Raw genomic sequence first — 15,278 nt, 5'->3', positions numbered from 1 at the left:
CCGGTGCGGGCAACCGACCGGCGCGGACCATGCGTGCGCTGTGCACGTCATCCGCGCCGGTGGGCGGAGCAGGCTTCTTCGCGTAGGGACTCGGGTACCGGTCCGGGCAGGGATCCCCGCCGCCCCTGTCGTCGGGGCCGGCCGCCGGGGCCCGCCTCAGACGAGGGCGGGCTCGGAGGGTTCGGACGGCTCGGAGGCCGGCGGCAGCAGGAACTCACGCACTCCGGGCAGGGGTGCGCGCGGCAGCAGATCGCTGCTCCGCGGCGCCTCGGCGTAGCGGGTGAACCAGACCACTTTGCCGTCGAGGGTCCGGCAGGTGCCCCAGCTGTGGCTGAGAGCCATGACACGGCTGAGACCACCGCCGCCGCTGCTGAGCAGTCGCGGCATCTCGGAGCTGTTGTCGGCGACGGAGACCGTGAGGTGCCGTCCTGACCAGCGGAGTTCGACGACGCACTTGTTGTCGCCACCGACGTGCCGGTGGACATTGGTCAGCAGCTCCTCCACACCCCGGCACACCGGCCGGATGTGGAGTTCGAGACTCCAGTGGCGCAGATGCGCAGCGACTATGCGTCGCAATTGCGAAACGCGCTCTTCCGATACCTGGAGTTCGACCAGATAATGCCGGTCGAGTGGAACGGTCATCGTCGAGGCTCCTCACGTCCAGGCCCATCTGCTTCGCCCCGTTGAACCAACGACCCCCGAATACGAAGAGTGAGCAGATGTCACTATTAGGTCACTCCTTAGGGTGACCCGGTGGGACCGGTTGCGCAACACGAAGGCGAGCGGGCCCGTGATGTCGCCACGGAGCGTGACCGCCCTGCACCCGCCCTCACGGCAGATACGGGAGCAGCTTGTCCGGTGTGAGCGGGAGGCTGCGCAGCCGGGCGCCGGTCGCGTGCCGCACCGCGTTGCCGAGAGCGGCCGCGGCGCCCACGATGCCGATCTCGCCGATGCCCTTGCTGCCCATCGGGTTGAGATGCGGGTCGTCCTCGTCGATCCAGTGCGCCTCGATCTGCGGGACGTCGGCACACACGGGCACATGGTAGGAGGCGAGATCGTTCTGTGTGAAGTCGCCGAAGACGGGGTCGATCGTGCTGCCCTCGGTCAGTGCCATGCCGAGCCCCATGATCATGCCGCCGATGAACTGGGAGCGTGCGGTACGGGAGTTGAGGATCCGTCCGGCGGCGAAGACGCCGAGCATGCGGCGCATCCGGACCTCACCGGTGCGGGTGTCGACGGCGACTTCGGCGAAGTGCGCACCGAACGCATGCCGTGCGTACGGGGATTCCACCGCCGTATCGTCCGCGGTGTCTGCGGTGACCGTGACGCCCTCGTCGGGAAGGGGTCCGGTGCGCTCCCGCAGGTGTCGTACCAGGGCGGTGGACGCCTTGTGCACGGACCAGCCCCAGGAGGCCGTACCCGCGGAACCGCCGGCCAGCGGCGCTTCGGGCAGTGCGCTGCTGCCGATGTCGATCCGGACGTCGGCCACGGGGGTGTCCAGCACGGACGCGGCGATCTGCGCAAGGACGGTGCGGGCGCCGGTGCCGATGTCGGTGGCGTTGATCCTGATGCGGTAGGTGCCGTCGGCGGCTGCGTGCGCCGAGGCGCTGGAGCCGGCGATGTATACGGGGTACGTGGCGGAGGCGACGCCCGTACCGAGCAGCAGTGGGCCTTCGGTGCGGACCGCGGGGCGCGGGTCGCGGTCGTACCAGCCGAACCGTGCGGCACCCTCCTCCAGGCAGGCGGCGAGGCCCCGGCTGCTGAAGGGGCGGCCGGTGTCGGGTTCGTACGCGGGGTCGTTGCGCAGACGCAGTTCGACGGGGTCGATACCGAGGGCCACCGCGAGCTCGTCCATGGCCGACTCCAGCGCGTGCATACCGGGGGCCTCGCCGGGTGCGCGCATCCATGAAGGGCTGGGTACGTCCAGGGCGGCCACCCGGTGGACCGTCCGGCTGTGCCCGGACGAGTACATCGTGCGGGCCGGCACGGCCGCCTGTTCCACGAACTCCTTGACCGTGGAGGTGTGGGTGACGATCTCGTGGGCGAGCGAGGTGAGGGTGCCGTCGAACTCCGCGCCGAGTCTGACGCGTTGCACGGTGGGGGCGCGGTGCCCCACGACGGCAGGCAACTCGCGCCGCGGCAGGGCGAGTTTGACGGGGCGCCCGGTGTGGCGCGCGGCCATGGCGGCGAGGACGGCCTGTGGGCGCGCGGTGCCCTTGGAGCCGAAGCCGCCGCCGACGTGTTCGGAGACGACCGTGACCTGATCGGGCCGGAGCCCGAAGACGGTGGCCAGGGTGTCGCGGACCGTTCCGGTGCCCTGGCTGGAGTCGTACACGGTCAGCTGCCCGTCGTCCGCCCAGTGGGCGGTGGAGGCGTGCGGTTCCATGGGGTGGTTGTGCAGGGGCCCGAGTGTGTACGTGACGTCGACCTGCACGGGGGACACGGCGAAGGCGCGGTCGAAGTCGCCGCGTTCGCGGACGGCCGGGTATCCGCCGTTCACCGTCTGCGGTGTGTACAGGCCCGGGTGGTCCTCGGTGAGCCGGACATCGTGTCCGGCACTCTCGTACTCGATCCGGACGGCCTCGGCTCCTGCCCGCGCCGCCTCGAGAGTGTCGGCCACCACGAGCGCCACCTGCCGGCCCCGGTGCGGAACCCGGTCGTCCTGGAGGACGGCGAGGGCGGGGTCGTCGAACTGTTTCAGCTTCGGGGCGTTCTCATGGGTGAGGACGGTGTGCACGCCGGGCAGGGCGAGCGCCTCGTCGGTATGGATCGCCGTGATCCGGCCGCGTACGACGGTGGCGGGCACGGGCCAGGCGTACAGACAGCCGGGCGGGGTGTGCTCGGCGGCGTAGCGGGCGGCGCCGGTGACCTTGTCCCGGCCCTCGCGGCGGACCACGGGGCTGCCCAGCGGCTGGGGGGCCTGGCTCATGGCAGGAGTCCTCACGTTCTCAGGCGGGGGCGGTGAGTGCGGCCAGGGCGTCGACGGCCAGGCTGCGGGCGAGTTCCACCTTGAACGCGTTGTCGCGCAACGGCCGGGCGGCCGCGAGTTCGGCGTCCACGGCCCGGGTGAAGGTGTCGTCGGTGACGGTGGCGCCCCGAAGGATCTCTTCCGCGGCCCGGGCGCGCCACGGGCGGTGGGCGAGCCCGCCGAAGGCCAGCGCGGCGTGCTGGATCCGGCCGTCGCGGACGGTGACGACCGCGGCGACGGAGGCGAGGGCGAAGGCGTACGAGGCGCGGTCGCGGGCCTTGCGGTAGAGGGAGACCGCGCCGTCGGGACCAGGCGGCAGCAGCACCTCGGTGATCAGCTCGCCCGGCCGGATCACCGTGTCACGCTCGGGTGTGTCCCCCGGCAGCCGGTGGAAGTCGGTGACGGGTACGGAGCGTTCGCCGTCCGGTCCGTGCAGCTGGACCACGGCGTCCAGAGCAGCCAGGGCGACGGCCATGTCCGACGGTTGGGTGGCGACGCACTCCGCGGAGTGGCCGAGGACGGCGAGCTCCCGGTGGGCCCCTTCGCGGGCGGGGCAGCCGGTGCCCGGTACCCGTTTGTTGCAGGGCTTCGAGGTGTCCTGGAAGTACGGGCAGCGGGTGCGCTGCAGCAGGTTTCCGCCGGTCGTGGCGGTGTTCCGGAGCTGCCCGGAGGCCCCGGAGAGCAGTGCCTGCGACAGGGCGGGGTAGCGGGTACGCACGGCGTGATGCGCGGCCAGGTCGCTGTTGCGTACGGTCGCGCCGATGCGCAGGCCGCCGTCGGCCGTGTCCGCCACCTGGTCCAGGTGCAGCCCGCTGACGTCGATGAGCAGGTCGGGGGTGGCCACACCCAGCTTCATCAGGTCGACCAGATTGGTGCCTCCGCCGAGAAACACGGCCCCGGGGCGGCCGGTGCTCGCGCGGACCGCCTCGGCGGTGGTGCGGGCGCGCAGATATTCGAACGGCTTCACGGAGCCACGTCCTGGATCGCTTCGACGATACGGGGGTACGCACCGCAGCGGCACAGATTGCCGCTCATCCGCTCACGGATCTCGGGGGCAGTGAGCCGGGCCGGGGCGGCGGCGGGCCGACCTGTTTCGGTGGCGTGGGACGGGAAGCCGTCGGCCGCTTCGTCGAGCATGCCCACCGCCGAGCAGATCTGGCCGGGGGTGCAGTATCCGCACTGCAGGGCGTCCCGGGCCAGGAAGGCTTCCTGCATGGGATGCAGCCCGTCCCCGTCGGCGAGCCCCTCGACGGTGGTGATCGCGGCCCCGTCGTGTGCGACGGCGAGCAGCAGACAACTGTTGGCGCGCCGGCCGTCGACAAGGACCGTGCACGCCCCGCACTGGCCGTGATCGCAGCCCTTCTTCGCTCCGGTGAGGCCGAGGTGCTCACGCAGCACGTCCAGGACGGTGGTGCGGTGGTCGAGCGACAGGGTCCGTTCGGTTCCGTTGATGTGCAGCGTCAGCGTCGAACAGTGAGGGGCCGCCTCCGGATTTCCGGCACCGTCCTCCCGCCCGCTCGCGTGTTCCACCCGTTCGCACCTCTCAGAGCCGTGGCTTTTGGCTGTTTTGTACCAGATACACAGCGGCCTCCCTATGCATTGCGCCGACTCCGGGCACGGGTACGTGCCTCACCGGCTCTCCACCCGCAGACGCACCTCCTCCTCCTGATCGCCGGAGACCGTTCCGACCACCCGCACCGTGAAGGCGTCCGCCAGGTGCCTCCTGAGCTCGTCGACCGCCCAGTAGCCGCCCTGTACATCGAGCGTCACGGGCTCGCCGATCGAGATGGGGCCCGAGACCACCCTCGCCTCGGACACGTCGACGGTCACGTTCCATACGGTGGGTCGCTTCCCCCCCAGGTCCTGCGGTACGTCCACCGAGGCCCGGTCGGTGGTGAAGGCGGCCCGCAGCACGTCGAAGACCATTCGTGCGTCGTCCTTCGAGCATCCGCTGATGGCAACCGCCACCTCCTTGCCGTACCGGTTCTCCTCCGCCTGCGCCTGTGTGCTGTTCACCGGGGTTCCTTCCGCTCGCAGTGCTGACCCTTCTCCAGGCTCACCCCACGGCTGGGCGTCGGCGACACGAAGCGGCCGGCGAGCAGTGAAACGCTTTTCTCTTCATATCCACTTAAAACATGAATTCACGGCCACAACCGAGTGACGGCCCCGCCTCGGGGTATCCGGCATGCATGGACGTATCGAATGGAGCCCTCAATTCCCTGGCCGTCACACTCGCGGACGGACGGGGTGCGCTCGGCGTGGTGATGGCGATCGTCGGCGTGGCCCTCGTGGGCATGCTGATCGGCGCCGTCTGGCTGGGACGGCGTCGCCGGGCCCAGGAACTGCCGCCGCCCCGGCCCGACGAGCAGCCGCCGCGGCCGGACCACCGCGCACACGTCGAGGAGCGCAACGTCCACGGCGACGACAGCTTCCCTGCCGACGGGCGGGGCCTCTCCCCCTACGAACTCGGTGACCACGGGAACGAGCCCATCCCGCGCGACAAGGACGAGACGCATGACTGAGCAGGTACATGTCCGCTTCGGCGCGTGTTGCGCGACCGACCGACCGAAGTGAGGCTGGTAGAGGCCCGACCGCCACGGCATGCGTGTGCCGCAGAACCGATGAAGGCAGCAGCACCATGACGGGAAGCAGACCCAGGACAGCGCCCCCCTCGGCACCGCTGACCGGACCGTCGGCGCCCTGCTGGGTCAACCTCATGACCCGGGACCTGAAGTCGGCGCAGGAGTTCTACACCGCCACCTTGGGGTGGACGTTCCGGCCCGGAAGGCTGGGGCAGGAATTCTCCGTCGCACGCCGCGACGACGTGCCGGTGGCCGGTATCGCGGCGATGGCGACGGCCTTCCGGGTCGCCGTGGCATGGACTCCGTACTTCGCCGTGCAGAACGCCGATGTGGCTGCTTCGCGCATCCGCGAGCGCAGCGGCACAGTGGCGGTGGGGCCACTGGCGCTCGGCAAGGGGCGCGGCGCCTTGGCGGCGGACCGCGACGGCGCTGTGTTCGGCATCTGGGAGCGCACCGAGGCGGCGACATCACCGCCGGCGCCGGACGACCACTCGAACGCGTGGCTCGAACTGCGCACCAGGGACGCCTTCGACGCCGCAATCTTCTACGGCCAGGTCCTCGACTGGGCGACCGGACGTCCCGGCGCCTGCGAGGTGTCGTACGAGAAGGACGGGGTCGTGGTCGACTGCGGCGGCAAGCGGCTGGCCCGGATCAGCTCCGGCGCGGTCGAGGCCGCACCGGATCCGCTGGTCCGCCCGCACTGGCAGGTCCACTTCCCGGTGGCCGATGTGGCGGCAGCCGTCTCGGCGGCGCGGCTGCACGGAGGCTCGGTCGTCGAGCAGCGGACACTGGGGCAGGGCGCGGAGGCGACCCTGCTGGACCCGGACGGCGGGCTGTTCACCATCTCGGACATCCGAAGTCCGGCCGCCGAGGACATCTGAGCCGAACGGTCGCAGTCAGCTGTCCGGCCGCCCGCCGCGCGCCGAGTGCGCGTCCGAGGTCTCGTCCTCCGATGTGGAGCGTGCCAGCACCCAGGCCGGGAACACGAACCAGCAGACGAGGAACCACAGCGCCATGGCGCCGACCAACCACAGTGCGAGCGCGTTGTGCAGGGCCACCCGCAGGATGAGCAGCAGCGCGGAGCACATCGTGCAGAACAGCAGGACGAGGCCGAGCACGGTCATTCGCGACGCCCACGCAACGGTCTGCGGCTTCAGTCGGTGCCCGGTGAGCAGCCGGTGGAAGGAGACGGGCCCGATCAGCGCGGCGGCCGTGGCCGACCCCAGCATCACGGTGACCACATAAATGGTGCGGTCCGTGTCCGACAGGACGGCGAACCGCGGCTGGAAGACGACGGCAAGCAGAAAGCCGAACAGGATCTGGACGCCGGTCTGGGCGACGCGCAGCTCCTGGAGCAGATCTGTCCACAGCCGGTCCGCCCGTTCCTCGGTCGTCTCGTGGCGGCCGATGTCGGGCTCCCGGCGACTTTCCGCGTCGCGGTCCTCGCCGGCTGTCGGGGTCACCGTGAGCCTCCGTCCGCAGTAGGTGTGGAGCCCGTTGCGTCGCCTCCTACCCCACCGTAGAGATCTCACGTCGGGGCGGCAGCCCGAATGCGCCGTCGGCCACGCCCTCGACGACGGCGCCGGTCGCACCTACGATCTTGAATACGGCATCGCGCGCCGGTCACCGGCCGGGTGAGGCGTGGAGGTGCCCGGGAGATGCCCGTTGGAGGCATTCCACAGTGTCAGTCGAGTTGAATCACACCATCATTCACGCCCGGAACAATCGGGAATCCGCCGAATTCCTGGCGCACATCCTGGGTCTGGAAATCGGTGCGGAATGGGGTCCATTCATAGCGGTCGCCACCGCCAATGGGGTCACGCTGGATTTCGCGACCATTCCCGCCGAATCGATCGTCGGGCAGCATTACGCCTTCCTGGTCTCGGAGGCGGAGTTCGATACGTCGTACGCCCGCATCAAGGAGCTCGGGATCACCTACTGGGCCGATCCGCATCGGAAGCATCCGGGCGAGATCAACCACAATGACGGCGGCCGGGGCATCTACTTCCTCGATCCCGCCGGACACGCCATGGAGATCATCACGCGCCCGTACGGCGGCTTCGCCTCGTAAGGGTTCCGGCGCACCAGGCGTTCGGCCGGGCTCCGGGCCACCGGGTCCCGGCCGGACTCCTCTGCGGTCCGTCAGGCGACCGGAAGCGTCAGTTCGGGCCGGTCCCACATGACCGCGGGCGGGTTGGCCGCGGCCGTACCGGTCCGCAGGGCGCCCACGCTGCGGTAGAAGCCCTCGGCGGGCGGATGCGAGACGATGCGAACGCCCGTGAGCCCGGCCAGCTGCGCCTCGCCGCGCAGATGCGCGATCAGCAGCCGTCCGATCCCGAGACCCTGTGCATCGTCGGCGACGAACATCAGATCCAGTTCGGCCGGTTCGAGGACCAGCGAGTAGAAGCCGAGCAGACGGTCGGTGCCGCTGTGGGCGGCCACGAAGACCCGGTGGGTCTCGATGTAGTCGGGACCCACCCGGTATCCGTCGACCATGGGCGCGTACGGGCCCTCGTAGGCGCGGGAGTTCCTGACCAACCGGGTGAGACGCTTGGCGTCGCGCGCGGTCGCCCGTCGGATCAGCACGTCCCGGCAACATGCCCCGCCCGCCGGTCGCGTAATACTCGGTGTCATAAAGGGAGTATTACGCATCAGGTGGCCGGGCACACGCCCGGCCTCGCCTGCCCGCTGCCGTGACCTACGCCGAGCCGCGCTCCGCACGCCACTCCTCGACCACGGCGTCGATGTCGAACGGTCGCATGTTCAGCAACGGTCCCGGCGGCGGCCGACGGATCGCCGCCTCGATCTTCTCGTTGACCGCGGTGAGCATCCGGCGCACCTCGGCCTCCGAGCGGGCTTCGGACACCGCCGCGCGGGTGTCCTCCGCCTCCTTGCGCAGAGCCAGGGCCGGCGGGAGCATCGACACCCCCTCGCGCTGCATCTTCGCCTTGATCCACCAGGTTTCGTCGTACGGGCGGTCGATACCGGGCAGCGGCTTGCCGAAACCCGGCAGCTGGGAGAAGTCGCCGCGCTGCTCGGCTTCACGGATCTGCTTGTCGACCCACGATTCGAAGCTGACGCCGGCGGGTTTGCGCTCGGTCAACGTGCACCCCTCTCGGAGAACCCTTGATCCAGTACTCCCACGATACCGAGGGAGGGCCCGGCGCCGGACCCCCTGAAACCCTGGCCCCTCGGAGCACGTGTCCGCCAGGCGTCTCCACCTGCGGCTCGGCCGACGGCACCGCCTCGACCGCGAAAGCGGCGGCACGGACCTTCCGCTCCTACCGGAAGGCAACATACCCGTCGGGGGTATGATGTCAACTCAAGGATCCTCTGCGGACCGCTTTGGTCGACCGGGTGCCGACGACGGCCGGTGCCGGTCGGGCCGAGACCACGAGCCCGCTGCGCAGCCGCTCCACCACGGGCTCGGGAATCCGCAGACCGTCCCGCACGTAGCCATCCAGTCCGCCCCACCGCTCGTCCATCGCGTCGAGCGCGATCGAGAGGTAGCGGGGGCGGACCTCGATGATCGCGGCCGCGATCTCGGGATCGCCACCTGCATCGAGGAAGCCCTGCACATACGGCTGGAAGGCGGCCCGCACCACGGGATTCACGGCGAGGAACTCCGCCCGTACGACATCGCGTGAAGCCCCGACCATGAGCAGGAGCAGCGCGGCGGCCCACCCGGTGCGGTCCTTGCCCGCCGTGCAGTGGAAGAGCACCGGCCGGGCCCGGTCGTCCGCGGCCGTCTCGACGAAGGCGCGGTACGCGGCCGCGGCGCCCGGCGACAGCACCAGCTTCCGGTAGGTCTGCGCAAACAGCTCCTCGGCCTTCCCGCCCCCGAGCATCTCCTTCGCAGCCACCGGATCGCCGAGCAGCGCGCGCAGCCGGGCGGGTGCCACGCCCGGATTGTCGCCGAGGACATCGGCGACGAACAGCCGGGCTCCGGGCGGCAGCCGATCGGGGGCCGCCATGCGCTCGTCGGCGGTGCGCAGGTCGACGACCGTCCGGATACCGAGGGCGGTCACCGCCACGTCGCGGGCCGCGTCGAATCCGCTGAGCTGACCGGAGCGCAGCACCGCGCCGGGCCGGAAGCAGCGGTCGCGACCCAGCGAAATTCCGCCCAGGTCGCGCAGATTGATAACGGTGGCAGCCGCAACGGCCCTGGCGGTTTGCACGATGGATTCCCCTTATTCCGGACGCGACTCATTCCGGGCACGGCTTACTGCGGACACGGCTGATGAATGGATTCGCCCCGGCCGGATCAGCCGGCCAGAATCTTCGCCTTCTGCGCCTCGAACTCGGCGTCGGTCAGGATTCCTTGCTTCTTCAGCTCGGCCAGTCGTTCCAGCCGGTCGATGATGTCGTCCGCCGGGGGCGCGGGGGGCGCCGCCTGGGCAGGGGGTGTCTGCTGTTGCACGGCCTGCTGCTGTGCGGCGGCCTCGTCCTGAGCGGCCGCTTCCTGAGCGCCCCACCTCTGCTGCTGGCGCTGCTGGACCCGTCCGCTGACCGCTGATGCCGTGCCGGCGACGACGGCGGTGCGCGCCACGGTGCCCAGCAGTCCCGGTCCTCTGCGGTTCATGCCCGGTCCTCGGAAAATCGGCATGATGTGCGCCCCTTCCAGTGCGGTGCGGTGCGTGCGGTGCGACGGGGGTACTGCGGGCCGGGCAGGGTCAGCCGGTGGGACCGCCGGCGGCCACGGCCGCCTCCGCGATCTCGGCGGGGATCCGCTCATGCGCCACCACTTGACCGCCCGAGGCCCGGACGGCCGCCGTGAGCGGCACCGCCCACAGGTCCTCCCACACGATCAGCGCGGCGGAGCTGCCCGGTGGCACGCTCTCCCCGAGAGTCCGGATGTCCTCGCTGTTCAACAGGCCGCTGACCACTCCCTCGACCGGCTCGAACGACACCAGGTCATCGGGGTCGAGGTCGTCCAGCTCCACTGATTCGAGCGTGCCGTCCTCGGACCGGTACACAAACGTGAGGTCGAGGATCCGCACCGCCTTCGAGGCGACCGCTTCGGCCAGCGCCGGCGCAATGGCCCCGGTGAGACGACTCCCGGGAAAGGCGACGACGAGGTACTCCACAGGTCCCACTGTCACGGGCGTGTCCTCTCCTGACGGATGGATTGCCTGAAGCATAACTTCGGATATTTGGTGATGCACTGTGGCAATTCACCTGGGGCGGAGAGCTGAGCGGCCACCCCGCTCGCAGGTCGTCGAGGCCGGCGGGGCCGGGCATCGCAACCGGGCATCCGGGCCACCCACGACGCCGGCGGACGCCGGGTGACCTCGGACGGTGCCGCGCACGGGAGGGTGCCTCCCTGGTCGAGTACGCGAACCCGGTCGGCCGCCGAAGCCGCTTCGACGGGGTCGTGGGTGACGATCAGGCAGACGCCGCCCAAGTCGGCGGGATGGGTGTTGCAGAGGGAGCCCTGCCTGGGCGCGACTGGTCCGATCGGGTGCAGCGGGGGGGTCGCCGAGCAGCAGCGGGCGGGGCGGGCGGCGCGCGCCCGGGCCGGCGCGACACGTCCGGCCTGACCGTCGGCGGCGCCCCGACTACGCCACCGTCCGTAAAGGATCAAGTGCGCGCGGAGAGGGCAAGGTCACAGGCGGTTCCACTGCTGCTCATCTGAGCCTTCGCCTAGCATCTGGGCATGACGGTCCTGCCTGCTGACGGGCTTTCGTTGGCCGCCGAATTCCCTGACCAAGCCCATGAGCAGTGGCAGAGCCTTGTCGAAGGTGTGCTGCGCAAGTCGGGCAAGGATGTTGCGGGTTCGGCAGCCGAGGAAGCGCTGTCCACCACAGTGGAGGACGGGCTCATCACCCGCCCTCTGTACACCTCGCGCGATGACGCGCCCGATGCCGGTTTTCCGGGCTTCGCCCCCTTCACCCGCGGCAGCAAGGCCGAGGGGAACGCGGCGAACGGCTGGGACGTACGGCAGCGGCACAGCCTGACGGATCCGGCCCGGCTCAACGAAGCCGTGCTCGCGGATCTGGAGAACGGTGTCACCTCGTTGTGGCTGACAGTCGGCGGTGCGACGGGCGTACCGGTATCCGGTCTGGCGCGGGCGCTGGACGGTGTCTATCTCGATCTGGCCCCGGTAGTGCTCGACGCGGGCAGTGAACTCGACCCCGCCGCCACGGAGTTGCTGCGGCTGTACGAGGAGCGGGGCGTGGCCCCGGGGTCGGCCCGCGGCTCTCTCGGCGCCGACCCGCTGGGCCGGGCGGCGCGCAGCGGCGGTGCGCCGGAGCCGGCGGCCGCCGTGCACTGGGCCGAGCGGTGCGCGAAGGAGTATCCCGGGCTGCGGGCGTTGACCGTGGACGCGCTGCCGTACCACGAGGCCGGTGGCTCGGCGGCGCAGGAGCTGGGCAGTTCGCTGGCGACGGGTGTGGCCTATCTGCGGGCGCTGACCGGGGCGGGTCTCTCCGTCGAGGCGGCCTGCGCCCAGCTGGAGTTCCGGTACGCGGCCACCGCCGACCAGTTCCTGACCATTGCCAAGCTGCGGGCGGCGCGCCGACTGTGGGCGCGCGTCGCCGAGGTGTGCGGGGCCGCGGGCACCGGTGCCCAGCGCCAGCATGCGGTCACGTCGTCGGTGATGATGACGCGGCGCGATCCGTGGGTGAACATGCTGCGGACGACGCTGGCGTGTCTGGGCGCGGGGGTCGGCGGGGCCGACTCCGTCACCGTGCTGCCGTTCGATCACGCGCTGGGGCTGCCGGACGCGTTCGCCCGGCGGATCGCCCGTAACACATCGACGATTCTCATGGAGGAGTCGCATCTGGCCCGGGTTATCGACCCGGCGGGCGGCTCCTGGTACGTGGAGCGGCTGACCACCGAACTCGCCGACGCCGCCTGGGCGTTCTTCCAGGAGATCGAGCGGGCGGGCGGTCAGGCCGCGGCGCTCGGCTCCGGCCTGATCGGTGAGCGGCTGGCGGCGACCTGGGCGGCGCGCAGCAAGGATCTGGCACGGCGCAAGGAGCCGGTCACCGGCGTCAGCGAGTTCCCGCACCTTGCGGAGCGCCCGGTGGAGCGCGAGGCGGCCCCCGGCGCCGATGGCGCGTCGGGCGGGCTGCCCACGGTGCGTCGTGACGAGGCGTTCGAGGCGTTGCGTGCCCGGTCGGACGCCCATCTGGCGGCGACGGGCCGGCGGCCCCGGGTGTTCCTTGCGGCGCTCGGCCCGGCGTCGGCGCACACCGCGCGGGCCACGTTCGCCTCGAATCTGTTCCAGGCGGGCGGGATCGAGCCCGTGCACGACCCGGTGTCGGTGGACGCGTCGACGGCAGCCGAGGCCTTTGCGGCCAGTGGGGCCACGGTGGCGTGCCTGTGTTCCACTGACGCGCTCTACGCCGAGCACGCCGGGGCCGTGGCCTCGGCTCTGCAAGCGGCCGGTGCGCAGCGGGTGTTCCTCGCCGGCCGGCCGGCCGAGTATCCCGATGTCGACGCGTACGTCTTCGCGGGCTGCGATGTGGTGGCCGTGCTCTCCTCCGTTCTCGACCGTATGGGTGTGGCGTAATGCGGATCCCCGACTTCTCCGACATCGAACTCGGGCCGGGCACCGGCGCCGAGGGGTCCGAGGACCAGTGGCACACAGCGGTGAAGGAGTCCACCGGTGGCTCCGACGGCGAACTGCTGTGGGAGACCCCGGAGGGCATCGCGGTCAAGCCGCTGTACACCGGGCGTGACCTGGAGGGGCTCGACTTCCTCGGTACGTATCCGGGCATGGCCCCGTATCTGCGCGGCCCCTATCCGACGATGTACGTCAACCAGCCCTGGACGATCCGGCAGTACGCGGGGTTCTCCACGGCCGAGGAGTCCAACGCCTTCTACCGCCGTAACCTCGCTGCCGGACAGAAGGGTCTCTCCGTCGCCTTCGACCTGCCGACCCACCGCGGCTACGACAGCGACCACCCGCGGGTGACCGGCGATGTCGGCATGGCGGGTGTGGCGATCGACTCGATCTACGACATGCGCCAACTGTTCGACGGCATCCCGCTGGACAGGATGACGGTGTCGATGACGATGAACGGCGCGGTGCTTCCCGTACTCGCGCTGTACATCGTGGCCGCCGAGGAGCAGGGCGTACCGCCCGAGAAGCTGGCCGGGACCATCCAGAACGACATCCTCAAGGAGTTCATGGTCCGCAACACCTACATCTATCCGCCGAAGCCCTCGATGCGGATCATCTCCGACATCTTCGCGTACACCTCGCAGAAGATGCCGCGCTACAACTCGATCTCCATCTCCGGCTATCACATCCAGGAGGCGGGTGCGACGGCCGATCTGGAGCTGGCGTACACCCTCGCCGACGGAGTGGAGTACCTGCGGGCCGGTCGGGACGCGGGTCTCGATGTGGACGCGTTCGCACCGCGGCTGTCGTTCTTCTGGGCGATCGGCATGAACTTCTTCATGGAGATCGCGAAGATGCGGGCGGCCCGTCTGCTGTGGGCGAAGCTGGTCAAGGAGTTCGAGCCGAAGAACGCCAAGTCCCTTTCGCTGCGCACCCATTCACAGACCTCGGGATGGTCGCTGACCGCGCAGGACGTGTTCAACAACGTCACCCGGACCTGTGTGGAGGCGATGGCAGCCACCCAGGGACACACCCAGTCACTGCACACCAATGCGCTCGACGAGGCCCTCGCACTGCCGACGGACTTCTCGGCGCGCATCGCCCGGAACACCCAGCTGCTGCTCCAGCAGGAATCGGGTACCGGCCGGGTCATCGACCCGTGGGGCGGCAGCGCGTACGTGGAGAAGCTGACGTACGACCTGGCGCGGCGGGCCTGGCAGCACATCGAGGAGGTCGAGGCCGCGGGCGGGATGGCCCAGGCCATCGACGCGGGCATCCCGAAGCTCCGGGTGGAGGAGGCCGCGGCCCGTACGCAGGCGCGGATCGACTCCGGGCGGCAGCCGGTGATCGGGGTCAACAAGTACCGGGTGGAGACGGACGAGCAGATCGATGTGCTCAAGGTCGACAACTCGTCGGTGCGCACCCAGCAGATCGAGAAGCTGCGGCGGCTGCGCGCGGAGCGCGACGAGGCAGCCTGTCAGTCCGCGCTGCGGGCGCTGACGGCGGCGGCCGAGCATGGTCCCGGTCAGGGTCTCGAAGGCAATCTGCTGGCGCTGGCGGTCGACGCGGCACGGGCGATGGCCACGGTCGGCGAGATCTCGGACGCCCTGGAGAAGGTGTACGGGAGGCATGCCGGCCAGATCCGTACGATCTCGGGTGTGTACCGCAACGAGGCAGGGGAGTCACCTTCCGTGGACCGTACCCGGACGCTGGTCGGCCGGTTCGAGGAGGCGGAGGGGCGCCGTCCGCGCATTCTGGTCGCCAAGATGGGCCAGGACGGCCACGACCGCGGCCAGAAGGTGATCTCGACGGCCTTCGCCGACCTGGGCTTCGACGTCGATGTCGGCCCGCTGTTCCAGACGCCGGCCGAGGTGGCGCGGCAGGCGGTCGAGGCGGATGTCCACATCGTGGGCGTCTCCTCGCTGGCCGCCGGGCACCTCACCCTCGTACCGGCGCTCCGTGAGGAACTGGCCGCCGAGGGCCGCGACGACATCATGATCGTGGTCGGCGGGGTGATCCCGCCGCAGGACATCGAGGCACTGCACGAGGCGGGTGCGGCCGCCGTGTTCCCGCCGGGCACGGTGATCCCCGATGCCGCCTTCGATCTGGTGACGCGGCTCGGTGCCGCGCTCGGCCATGAGCTGTGAGCCGCTGACCC

16 protein-coding genes are annotated in these 15,278 nt (G+C 70.5%); 5 read left to right on the top strand and 11 right to left on the bottom strand.

The window, feature by feature from the left end; genetic code table 11:
• Positions 1 to 156 precede the first annotated feature (156 nt).
• From OHA03_RS30765 to OHA03_RS30745, 5 genes are all read right to left on the bottom strand, one after another.
• The gene (locus OHA03_RS30765; protein WP_267006974.1) at positions 157 to 642 is read right to left on the bottom strand and encodes an ATP-binding protein; all 486 of its coding nucleotides are present in this window, start codon (positions 640 to 642) and stop codon (positions 157 to 159) included.
• A gap of 187 nt (positions 643 to 829) precedes the next feature.
• Positions 830 to 2,929 (bottom strand): xanthine dehydrogenase family protein molybdopterin-binding subunit, encoded by a 2,100-nt coding sequence (locus OHA03_RS30760; RefSeq protein ID WP_267006973.1) that lies wholly within the window; start codon positions 2,927 to 2,929, stop codon positions 830 to 832.
• 19 nt (positions 2,930 to 2,948) lie between these two features.
• Positions 2,949 to 3,935: a xanthine dehydrogenase family protein subunit M gene (locus tag OHA03_RS30755; protein ID WP_267006972.1), complete on the bottom strand. Its 987-nt coding sequence runs from the start codon at positions 3,933 to 3,935 to the stop codon at positions 2,949 to 2,951.
• A complete protein-coding gene (locus tag OHA03_RS30750) occupies positions 3,932 to 4,498 on the bottom strand; it encodes a 2Fe-2S iron-sulfur cluster-binding protein (protein ID WP_323181270.1) in 567 nt (188 codons plus the stop codon). The genes OHA03_RS30755 and OHA03_RS30750 overlap by 4 nt, the downstream gene beginning before the upstream one ends.
• Before the next feature lie 99 nt (positions 4,499 to 4,597).
• Positions 4,598 to 4,984: a hypothetical protein gene (locus tag OHA03_RS30745; RefSeq protein WP_267006971.1), complete on the bottom strand. Its 387-nt coding sequence runs from the start codon at positions 4,982 to 4,984 to the stop codon at positions 4,598 to 4,600.
• Positions 4,985 to 5,157: 173 nt separating this feature from the next.
• Between OHA03_RS30745 and OHA03_RS30740 the strand changes: the two genes are divergently transcribed.
• Together OHA03_RS30740 and OHA03_RS30735 are read left to right on the top strand one after the other, a co-directional pair.
• Entirely contained in the window at positions 5,158 to 5,490 is a 333-nt protein-coding gene (locus OHA03_RS30740) for a DUF6479 family protein (RefSeq protein ID WP_267006970.1), read from the top strand.
• A gap of 116 nt (positions 5,491 to 5,606) precedes the next feature.
• Positions 5,607 to 6,431 (top strand): VOC family protein, encoded by an 825-nt coding sequence (locus tag OHA03_RS30735; RefSeq protein ID WP_267006969.1) that lies wholly within the window; start codon positions 5,607 to 5,609, stop codon positions 6,429 to 6,431.
• A gap of 15 nt (positions 6,432 to 6,446) precedes the next feature.
• On the opposite strand, the gene OHA03_RS30730 is transcribed toward OHA03_RS30735, so the two are convergent.
• Positions 6,447 to 7,013 carry a DUF6328 family protein gene (locus OHA03_RS30730; RefSeq protein ID WP_267006968.1) on the bottom strand — a complete coding sequence of 189 codons (567 nt, stop codon included), beginning with the start codon at positions 7,011 to 7,013 and terminating at the stop codon, positions 6,447 to 6,449.
• Between the two features lie 218 nt (positions 7,014 to 7,231).
• On the opposite strand from OHA03_RS30730, the gene OHA03_RS30725 reads away from it, so the two are divergent.
• Positions 7,232 to 7,621 (top strand): VOC family protein, encoded by a 390-nt coding sequence (locus OHA03_RS30725; protein ID WP_267006967.1) that lies wholly within the window; start codon positions 7,232 to 7,234, stop codon positions 7,619 to 7,621.
• A 71-nt stretch (positions 7,622 to 7,692) separates the two neighbouring features.
• Here OHA03_RS30725 and OHA03_RS30720 read toward each other — a convergent pair whose 3' ends face one another.
• The 5 genes from OHA03_RS30720 to OHA03_RS30700 form a co-directional block, all read right to left on the bottom strand.
• Entirely contained in the window at positions 7,693 to 8,184 is a 492-nt protein-coding gene (locus tag OHA03_RS30720) for a GNAT family N-acetyltransferase (protein WP_267006966.1), read from the bottom strand.
• 64 nt (positions 8,185 to 8,248) lie between these two features.
• Positions 8,249 to 8,653 carry a DUF1992 domain-containing protein gene (locus tag OHA03_RS30715; protein ID WP_267006965.1) on the bottom strand — a complete coding sequence of 135 codons (405 nt, stop codon included), beginning with the start codon at positions 8,651 to 8,653 and terminating at the stop codon, positions 8,249 to 8,251.
• 214 nt (positions 8,654 to 8,867) lie between these two features.
• Positions 8,868 to 9,728, bottom strand: a complete 861-nt coding sequence (locus OHA03_RS30710) for a tyrosine-protein phosphatase (RefSeq protein WP_267006964.1) — start codon at positions 9,726 to 9,728, stop codon at positions 8,868 to 8,870.
• A gap of 86 nt (positions 9,729 to 9,814) precedes the next feature.
• Positions 9,815 to 10,132 carry an SHOCT domain-containing protein gene (locus tag OHA03_RS30705; protein ID WP_267008223.1) on the bottom strand — a complete coding sequence of 106 codons (318 nt, stop codon included), beginning with the start codon at positions 10,130 to 10,132 and terminating at the stop codon, positions 9,815 to 9,817.
• Between the two features lie 91 nt (positions 10,133 to 10,223).
• Complete coding sequence (locus OHA03_RS30700) at positions 10,224 to 10,652, bottom strand: DUF6325 family protein (protein ID WP_267006963.1); 429 nt, start codon at positions 10,650 to 10,652, stop codon at positions 10,224 to 10,226.
• Between the two features lie 554 nt (positions 10,653 to 11,206).
• On the opposite strand from OHA03_RS30700, the gene mutA reads away from it, so the two are divergent.
• Positions 11,207 to 13,066 (top strand): methylmalonyl-CoA mutase small subunit, encoded by a 1,860-nt coding sequence (mutA, locus tag OHA03_RS30690; RefSeq protein ID WP_267006962.1) that lies wholly within the window; start codon positions 11,207 to 11,209, stop codon positions 13,064 to 13,066.
• Complete coding sequence (gene scpA, locus OHA03_RS30685) at positions 13,066 to 15,267, top strand: methylmalonyl-CoA mutase (RefSeq protein ID WP_267006961.1); 2,202 nt, start codon at positions 13,066 to 13,068, stop codon at positions 15,265 to 15,267. Before mutA ends, scpA begins: the two co-directional genes overlap by 1 nt.
• Positions 15,268 to 15,278 lie beyond the last annotated feature (11 nt).

It is taken from the genome of Streptomyces sp. NBC_00154, from assembly GCF_026342835.1.
GTDB lineage: Bacteria > Actinomycetota > Actinomycetes > Streptomycetales > Streptomycetaceae > Streptomyces.
This window is presented reverse-complemented; position numbering and strand designations above follow the sequence as displayed.

Coding starts and splice junctions, on each gene's coding strand:
- OHA03_RS30765 (WP_267006974.1), bottom strand. CDS start 642: ATGACCGTTCCACTCGACCGGCATTATCTGGTCGAACTCCAGGTATCG.
- OHA03_RS30760 (WP_267006973.1), bottom strand. CDS start 2,929: ATGAGCCAGGCCCCCCAGCCGCTGGGCAGCCCCGTGGTCCGCCGCGAG.
- OHA03_RS30740 (WP_267006970.1), top strand. CDS start 5,158: ATGGACGTATCGAATGGAGCCCTCAATTCCCTGGCCGTCACACTCGCG.
- OHA03_RS30735 (WP_267006969.1), top strand. CDS start 5,607: ATGACGGGAAGCAGACCCAGGACAGCGCCCCCCTCGGCACCGCTGACC.
- OHA03_RS30720 (WP_267006966.1), bottom strand. CDS start 8,184: ATGACACCGAGTATTACGCGACCGGCGGGCGGGGCATGTTGCCGGGAC.
- OHA03_RS30705 (WP_267008223.1), bottom strand. CDS start 10,132: ATGAACCGCAGAGGACCGGGACTGCTGGGCACCGTGGCGCGCACCGCC.
- mutA (WP_267006962.1), top strand. CDS start 11,207: ATGACGGTCCTGCCTGCTGACGGGCTTTCGTTGGCCGCCGAATTCCCT.
- scpA (WP_267006961.1), top strand. CDS start 13,066: ATGCGGATCCCCGACTTCTCCGACATCGAACTCGGGCCGGGCACCGGC.